10 protein-coding genes are annotated in these 7,544 nt (G+C 42.4%); 8 read left to right on the forward strand and 2 right to left on the reverse strand.

Translation table 11 applies throughout. The annotated features are described in order from the left end of the window. The first annotated feature begins 2 nt into the window (after positions 1–2). Positions 3–1,547, forward strand: a complete 1,545-nt coding sequence (gene ppx / locus BKL49_RS01470; protein ID WP_077422869.1) for an exopolyphosphatase — start codon at positions 3–5, stop codon at positions 1,545–1,547. On the opposite strand, the gene BKL49_RS01475 is transcribed toward ppx, so the two are convergent. Then, positions 1,544–1,942 (reverse strand): PRD domain-containing protein, encoded by a 399-nt coding sequence (locus BKL49_RS01475; protein ID WP_077422870.1) that lies wholly within the window; start codon positions 1,940–1,942, stop codon positions 1,544–1,546. The two genes, ppx and BKL49_RS01475, sit on opposite strands and share 4 nt — an antisense overlap. 108 nt (positions 1,943–2,050) lie before the next feature. Between BKL49_RS01475 and BKL49_RS01480 the strand changes: the two genes are divergently transcribed. The 7 genes from BKL49_RS01480 to purT all read left to right on the forward strand — a co-directional run bounded on the left by BKL49_RS01480 (position 2,051) and on the right by purT (position 6,962). Continuing rightward, positions 2,051–2,650, forward strand: coding sequence for a beta-phosphoglucomutase family hydrolase (locus BKL49_RS01480; protein WP_077422871.1), 600 nt, complete (start codon positions 2,051–2,053; stop codon positions 2,648–2,650). Positions 2,651–2,657: 7 nt separating this feature from the next. Next, positions 2,658–3,254: a sugar O-acetyltransferase gene (locus tag BKL49_RS01485; RefSeq protein WP_077422872.1), complete on the forward strand. Its 597-nt coding sequence runs from the start codon at positions 2,658–2,660 to the stop codon at positions 3,252–3,254. A 3-nt stretch (positions 3,255–3,257) separates the two neighbouring features. Then, a complete protein-coding gene (locus BKL49_RS01490) occupies positions 3,258–3,734 on the forward strand; it encodes a YqaA family protein (protein WP_077422873.1) in 477 nt (158 codons plus the stop codon). Between the two features lie 204 nt (positions 3,735–3,938). After that, positions 3,939–4,553, forward strand: a complete 615-nt coding sequence (locus tag BKL49_RS12770; RefSeq protein ID WP_208607792.1) for a type 2 periplasmic-binding domain-containing protein — start codon at positions 3,939–3,941, stop codon at positions 4,551–4,553. After that, positions 4,532–4,972, forward strand: coding sequence for a type 2 periplasmic-binding domain-containing protein (locus BKL49_RS12775; protein WP_208607793.1), 441 nt, complete (start codon positions 4,532–4,534; stop codon positions 4,970–4,972). Before BKL49_RS12770 ends, BKL49_RS12775 begins: the two co-directional genes overlap by 22 nt. A gap of 295 nt (positions 4,973–5,267) precedes the next feature. After that, positions 5,268–5,771, forward strand: a complete 504-nt coding sequence (luxS, locus tag BKL49_RS01500) for an S-ribosylhomocysteine lyase (protein WP_077422874.1) — start codon at positions 5,268–5,270, stop codon at positions 5,769–5,771. A 9-nt stretch (positions 5,772–5,780) separates the two neighbouring features. Further along, the gene (purT, locus tag BKL49_RS01505) at positions 5,781–6,962 is read left to right on the forward strand and encodes a formate-dependent phosphoribosylglycinamide formyltransferase (protein WP_077422875.1); all 1,182 of its coding nucleotides are present in this window, start codon (positions 5,781–5,783) and stop codon (positions 6,960–6,962) included. A gap of 149 nt (positions 6,963–7,111) precedes the next feature. Here the strand turns inward: purT and BKL49_RS01510 are convergent. Beyond that, a partial coding sequence (locus BKL49_RS01510) for a class I SAM-dependent methyltransferase (protein ID WP_244151935.1) occupies positions 7,112–7,544 on the reverse strand: 433 nt, incomplete at its 5' end.

A 7,544-nucleotide genomic window follows, 5' to 3' on the forward strand; every position in this document is an offset into this window, starting at 1 on the left:
TAATGAATAATGAAATTTTAGCGGCACAAGATACTTTACCGCCGCCACAAAATAACGTGCGTGAAATTGCCGCAATCGATCTTGGTTCAAACAGTTTTCATATGATTGTTGCCCGCATTGTGAACGGCTCAATCCAAGTGCTTTCACGTTTAAAGCAAAAAGTGAAATTGGCGGAAGGATTGGATGAAAAGGGTGTTTTAAACCAAGCCGCCATTGATCGAGGGGTGAGTTGTTTGGCGTTATTTGCCGAACGTTTACAGGGTTTTGCGGCGGAAAATGTGAAGGTTGTCGGCACTTATACCTTGCGAAGTGCGGTCAATAATGAGGAATTTTTACGCCAAGCGGCAGAGGTGTTTCCTTATCCGATCAACATCATCAGCGGTCAAACGGAAGCCAAAACTATTTATGCCGGCGTATGCCACACCCAGCCGGAAAAAGGTAGAAAATTGGTGGTGGATATTGGTGGCGGTTCAACAGAAATGATCATCGGTGATGATTTCACGCCGATTCTTGCCGAAAGCCGAAATATGGGGTGTGTGAGTTTTGCGGCGAAATATTTTCAAAATGGTGAAATTTCCGAACAAAATTTTGAAACCGCTTATCAAAGTGCGGTTAAAACCATTGAAGATTTGGGGGGGGAATATCGCTGCCTTGGTTGGCAATCTGTTTTGGGTTCTTCCGGCACAATCAAAACCGTGTATCAAGTGATCGCCGCCACTTTAGATCCGAATGGCATTATCACCAAAGCACGTTTGCAGGATTTAATTCATCAAACCTTACAGGTTTCTCATTTTGATGAATTAAATATTACCGGTTTAAACCCTGATCGGGTGGATGTGTTTGTGCCGGGGCTGGCAATTTTAAGTGCCGTCTTTGATGTTTTCCATATCGAAAATATGCGTTATTCGGACGGTGCATTGCGGGAAGGGGTGATTTATAGCATTGAGCAAAATTTTCAGGTGGCGGATATTCGCGCCCGCACGGCTTGGGGACTTGCCGAACAATTTAATATTGATGTGGCACAGGCTCATCGCATCGCCGACAGTGCAGACTTATTGGCGAGCCAATATAGCCAATGGGTTAAACCTGAATTGATGGAAGAAATGCGCAGTCTGTTGCTTTGGGCGGCACGTTTGCACGAAGTGGGCATTGTGATTAATCATAAAAATCGACAAAAACATTCTGCTTATATTTTGCAAAATATGGATTTACCGGGGTTTGATCGGGAACAGCAACGTTTAATGGCTTTGTTGGTGCGTTTCCATATTGGCGTGTTAAAAACAGCCGATTTGATTAAATTCGCCCGTTATGATGAGCAAGATGTGATGGTATTAATCCGTCTATTGCGTTTAGCGGTGATTCTCAATAAGCCCCGCCAAGTCACAGAGAAAACCCGACAAATCACGCTCAAAACCCACCGCACTTCTGCCGATTGGGTGTTGGCATTTGAAACGGGCTATCTTGATCGCAATCCGCTGATTTGGAACGAACTTCGTCAAGAAAGCAACGGCTTGAAAGATTTAGCGTTCGGCTTGGTGTTTAATTAAAAATGGGGAGCAAAATGCTCCCTTTTATTCATTATGGAAGGTTGGGCTAACAATAAGGAATAAACATTTGCCAAAAAATAAGTTTGTTCCGCCTGAGGAACGGGAAAAGGGATAAAAGACAATAAATCTTGGTGAATGGTTAAAACGTGCGGAAAAATGACCGCACTTTGAATTTCCTCAAACATATCTTGGTAAAGCGGCGAGGCGCAGCCGCCACGTTCAATACGCCCCAAGCTACAAGCAATGTGAAACAAAAGCATATTGACTAATTCGGCATTGATGTCGGCTTTCCAATGGTTTTTGAGGCGATCCCGTAATTGAAAGACGATGTCAATAATTGGCTGATTAATCTGCCCGCGTATTTTCCAACGTTCAAGTTGATCAAGCAGTCGCATTTAAGCTCCCGTTCCACTAAAATAAGCCGATAATCTACCGCACTTTATCGGAAGAAAACAGTGCAGAGATCACAAATTAGTAACAAATAAATCCGCTGAGGAAGAAAAATGATAGATAACGCACTTTTTAGCGATTATGAAGGGTTGATTTTTGATATGGACGGCACGCTGATTGACACAATGCCGGTACACGCAAAAGCGTGGCGTATCGTGGGCGAGCGATTGGGTTATGAGTTCGATAGTCAAATTATGTATCAATTAGGCGGCGCAACGGTGCGAACCATTGGGGCGGAGATAATGAAAAAAGCCGGTATGCCCCTTGAACGTCTTGATGAAGTGATTGAGGCAAAACGTGAACTTTCTTATCAACTTGTTCCCACCGAATCTAAATTGCTGCCAACTTTTGAGATCGTTCGCCATTATCACGGTAAAAAACCGATTGCCCTTGGCACGGGTTCACACCGTCATTTGATTGATATGTTAATGGCAAAACTTGATATTGCCGATTATTTTGATGCCATCGTGAGTGCAGATGATGTAAAAGCCCATAAGCCCCATCCGGAAACGTTTCTGCGTTGTGCAAAGCTTATTGGGGTTAATCCGACACGTAGTATTGTGTTTGAAGACGCGGATCTTGGTGTGCAGGCAGGATTAAGTGCAGGAATGGATGTGTTTGATGTGCGTGTAGGCAAAATAATTAAGGCGTAACATTACGATGACCGAATATGGAAAAATGATGGCAGGATTGGCGCATTTGCCAAGCAAACCTGAGTTGAAAGCAATGCGACAACACGCCCGTGAAATCTTGTTTGAATTTAACCGCACTTCCCCCAATGATGACGCAAAACAAAATGCGTTACTCAGAAAATTATTCGGACAGGCAGATGAAACCACCTCCATTAACGAGCCTTTTCATTGTGATTATGGTGTGAATATTAAAGTCGGCAAAAATTTCTTTGCTAATTATCATTGCGTGATGTTGGATAATGGCGGTATTACCATTGGCGACAATGTGATGTTCGCCCCTAATGTGAGCCTTTATACGGTAGGACACCCCCTTGATGCCGAATTACGGAATACAGGTTGGGAACAAGCAAAACCTATCACCATAGGCAATAATGTATGGATTGGTGGCAATGTGGTGATTTTACCGGGTGTAACCATTGGAGATAATGTGGTGGTGGGTGCAGGTTCGGTGGTGACCAAAGATTTACCCGCCAATGTATTGGCATTAGGCAATCCCTGCCGTGTGGTGCGTGAAATAACCGAACAAGATCGCCACCATTACATCCACACTTATCAGCCTGATTAAAAGATGGATTGGTTTTCGTTTGGTTTTTGGGCGGAATTTTGGCAAGCCCACGCATTGTGGCTAATGTTTGCCAGTGCTTTTTTGAGTGCGACAGTTTTGCCCGGCAATTCGGAGGCCGTCTTTATTGCCCTTGCTATCCCCAAATTAACCCTCGGTTCGGCATTCAGTGCGGATATTTTTTGGCTTATTTTTATCGCAACATTCGGCAACGGCTTAGGCAGCTTAACCACTTATGCCATTGGACGTTGGTTACCTAAATTTGAAGGAAAAAATGACCGCACTTTGTGGGTGATGGAAAAACTTCAGCGTTATGGTACGGTGGCGTTGTTATTAAGTTGGTTGCCGGTGGTGGGGGATCTCTTTTGTGCCGTAGCAGGTTGGTTACGGTTGAATTTTGCGGCGAGTTGTCTGTTTATCTTTCTTGGTAAACTGGTTCGCTATGTCGCATTATTGTTTCTCAGCGTTCCTTTCTTGTTATAGAATGGGCAATAAAAAAGCCCTTCAACAAGTGAAGGGCAAAACCTAAGGAACCAATTTTATTAAAACAACTGCAAGTTGCTTGCTCTATAAGACCGAGTCACTAATAAAAAGTTCATCAGGTTTAGACAGCAGTAAATTCCGCCATCAGTTCCCACAATGATCGTCTGAATTCCGTTTATAATCAGTCATTTTTTAGGTGTTACTATGAAATTTTCATTTATCAAAACTACACTTTTTTGTGGTTTACTCCCACTTTCCTTTGCTGTATCAGCACAGACGGTGCTGAAATATAGTGATCATGAGCCTTACGGTAATATGCGCACCCGTTTTATCAACGATGTCTTTTTTAAAGCGGTAGAAAAAGAAAGCAAGGGTAATCTTAAAATTGAAGCCCATTGGAATGGTGAAATTGCGAAAGCCCATGATGAGTTACAAGCCATTTCAGAAGGTAAAACCGATCTGATTGTCGCTGTGCCGGAATATAGTGATAAACAGTTACCGCTGCACCAACTATTCAAAAGTTTTATTGTTGGCCCTTCAGGTGAAAAACAGGTACAAGCAATTCGCCGTGTCTATCGTGAAATTCCTGAACTCAATGCTGAATTTGCCCAAAATGGCGTAAAACCCGTTATCATCGCAACCGGCTATCCCGTCGCCTTTTTTAGCCCGAAAAAACTCAATAATTTAGCGGAAATAAAAGGGCAAACGTGGCGTAGCCAAAGTTTTTGGCATCGGGAGTTTTTAACTAATGCCGGGGCGACAGCAATTGCCAGCCGTTGGGGAAAAGAGGTGAGAATATGCTGGCTAACGGTAAATTAAACGGTTTAATGGTGAATATTGATAGTGCCTTTGATATCAATGCGAATGAATCTGCCCCTTATGCGTTGGTGTCTAAAGAACTATGGCTAGGACATATTTATCCAATTGTGATTAGCAGTAAACGCTGGGCAAGTCTCTCTGATGACGACAAAAAAGCCTTTGAACGTGCTGCTGAAATTGCCTATGCGCAGTTGGGTGATATGATGGATAAAAATTATGCCGATTTGTTAGACGCTGCCAACGCCAAAAACACCCTTGTGCGTGAATTAACCAGTGCAGAAGTCAAACAATTTGCTGAAGCCACCCGATACCGCGATGTACAACAAAATTGGGCGAAAAAGCAAGAAGCGGAAGGCGTGAAAAATGCTCAAAAAGTATTGCAACAAATAGATCGGATTCTGACAGATTCGATGAAATAACGCTAAATCTCAATATGATGTTGTAAACCCACAAAGGGAAAATAAGGTGATCGGTAGATACCATATAGGGTATGATATAGACGGAAGAATAGACTAGAATCTACGCTTCGTTATCGCAAATAAAAAAACCCTTCAACAAGTGAAGGGCAAAACCTAAGGAACCAATTTTATTAAAACAACTGCAAGTTGCTTGTTCTATAAGACCGAGCCACTAATAAAAAGTTCATCAGGAATTGAAAAAATTCATTATTTCTTGAAGAAAATTTACAACACAATGATTTAAAAGGAAAAGTTTATGCCATTACTTGATAGTTTCAAAGTGGATCACACTAAAATGAATGCACCTGCCGTGCGTATCGCGAAAACAATGCGTACACCAAAAGGGGACGACATCACCATTTTTGATTTGCGTTTTTGTATGCCGAACAAAGAAATCCTACCGCCGAAAGGTATTCACACCCTTGAACATTTATTCGCCGGCTTTATGCGGGATCATTTAAACAGCGACAGCGTGGAAATTATCGACATCTCACCAATGGGCTGCCGCACCGGTTTTTATATGTCATTGATCGGCATCCCAAATGAACAACAAGTGGCTGAGGCGTGGTTGGCTTCAATGCAGGATATTCTGAATGTAAAAGATCAGACGGCGATTCCGGAATTAAATATTTACCAATGTGGCACTTATACGGAACATTCCTTAGAAGAAGCCCACGAAATTGCCAAAAATGTGCTGGCACGTGGTGTGGGGGTGAACAAAAATGCGGATCTTGCGCTTGATGAATCACTGTTAAAGTAAGGAGACAATATGACAACCCTCGGCACGGCATTAACCCCAAATGCCACCAAAGTGATGATGCTCGGTTCCGGTGAATTGGGTAAAGAAGTGGTGATTGAACTGCAACGCTTAGGCGTGGAAGTCATCGCCGTTGATCGCTACGAAAATGCTCCTGCACAGCAAGTGGCACACAGAGCCTATACCATTTCAATGTTAGATGGCGAGGCACTCAAAGCCTTGGTTGAAAAAGAAAAACCGGATTACATTGTGCCGGAGGTGGAAGCCATTGCCACAGCAACTTTGGTGGAATTAGAACAATCGGGTTTTAATGTTGTGCCAACGGCAAAAGCGACACAGCTCACGATGAATCGCGAAGGCATTCGCCGCTTGGCTGCCGAGGAATTAGGTTTGCCAACTTCGCCTTATCAATTTGTGGATAATTTTGCAGATTTTCAACGTGCGGTGGAAAAAATCGGTATCCCTTGCGTGGTAAAACCGATAATGTCTTCTTCCGGTCACGGACAGAGTATTTTGAAATCAAAAGATGATCTGCAAAAAGCTTGGGATTACGCACAAGAGGGGGGACGTGCCGGTGCAGGGCGTGTGATTGTAGAAGGTTTTGTTAAATTTGATTATGAAATTACCCTACTCACGGTTTGTCACATCAACGGCACATCTTTCCTTGCCCCAATCGGACACCGTCAAGAAGATGGCGATTACCGTGAATCTTGGCAACCGCAGGCAATGTCGAATGTCGCTTTGCAGAAAGCACAAAAAGTCGCCGAAAAAATTACCGGTGCTTTGGGAGGAAAAGGCATTTTTGGTGTTGAAATGTTCGTTTGCGGTGATGATGTGATTTTCAACGAAGTTTCACCACGTCCACACGACACAGGGATGGTCACACTCATTTCACAAGAATTATCGGAATTTGCCTTACACGCCCGTGCGATTTTAGGTTTACCGATTCCGGAAATTGCCCTCATCAGCCCTGCCGCCTCCAAAGCCATTGTGGTGGAAGGTCGATCAAAAAACGTCCAATTTGGCAGAATTGACAAAGCCCTCGCAGAACCGCACACCAATATCCGCTTATTCGGTAAAGGCGAAGTGAACGGACATCGCCGTTTAGGGGTATTACTTGCTCGGGATATTTCGGTGGAAAAAGCCTTAGAAAAAGTAAAACGGGCTTATGAAAGATTGGAAATTAAGCTGTAAATTTATTTGAGGGTTGTTTTAGCATAACAACCCTTTAATATTTATTTTTCGCAGAAGGTATTTAAACGATAATTAATCTTTTAGTTTTTGGACATATAATTGATATATCGGCAAATTTTGTAGGATACGTATTTTTTGTTGATAGGTATTTACATAATGATCAACCGCCGGGGAGCTTCGTGAGAGCCATCAATATAAATAAAATCAAAGTAGTTTTGATACCCGTTAGCCAGTAATTCAATCATTTTTTGGTGGGATGTTCCTTTGCATTTTATTATTTTTCCACCTTCAAAACGATTTAATGCGATAGATATATTGTGATCAAAATGTTGCTCTACGGTTTTCATATTATATTTACCAATATGCTCAAGCGCACCTTCCCAAGTATCAACACAATGTAACTCAATTTCAGAATGATGTTTTAGGCTATTTTCAATAAAAAAGACAGTCGAACGTCCTTCAAAAGAACCAACTTCAAGGATTTTAATCGGTTTAATAAAATTGATGATTGTTGTTAAACTTGGAACATTATGGTTGAACCAGTCCTCTTGGAATTGGTATTCTATTGATTGATTGATTGAT

The organism is Rodentibacter myodis (assembly GCF_001999305.1).
Lineage (GTDB): Bacteria > Pseudomonadota > Gammaproteobacteria > Enterobacterales > Pasteurellaceae > Rodentibacter > Rodentibacter myodis.

Coding starts and splice junctions, on each gene's coding strand:
- BKL49_RS12775 (WP_208607793.1), top strand. CDS start 4,532: ATGCTGGCTAACGGTAAATTAAACGGTTTAATGGTGAATATTGATAGT.
- ppx (WP_077422869.1), top strand. CDS start 3: ATGAATAATGAAATTTTAGCGGCACAAGATACTTTACCGCCGCCACAA.
- BKL49_RS01485 (WP_077422872.1), top strand. CDS start 2,658: ATGACCGAATATGGAAAAATGATGGCAGGATTGGCGCATTTGCCAAGC.
- BKL49_RS01490 (WP_077422873.1), top strand. CDS start 3,258: ATGGATTGGTTTTCGTTTGGTTTTTGGGCGGAATTTTGGCAAGCCCAC.
- purT (WP_077422875.1), top strand. CDS start 5,781: ATGACAACCCTCGGCACGGCATTAACCCCAAATGCCACCAAAGTGATG.
- BKL49_RS01480 (WP_077422871.1), top strand. CDS start 2,051: ATGATAGATAACGCACTTTTTAGCGATTATGAAGGGTTGATTTTTGAT.
- BKL49_RS12770 (WP_208607792.1), top strand. CDS start 3,939: ATGAAATTTTCATTTATCAAAACTACACTTTTTTGTGGTTTACTCCCA.
- BKL49_RS01475 (WP_077422870.1), bottom strand. CDS start 1,942: ATGCGACTGCTTGATCAACTTGAACGTTGGAAAATACGCGGGCAGATT.
- luxS (WP_077422874.1), top strand. CDS start 5,268: ATGCCATTACTTGATAGTTTCAAAGTGGATCACACTAAAATGAATGCA.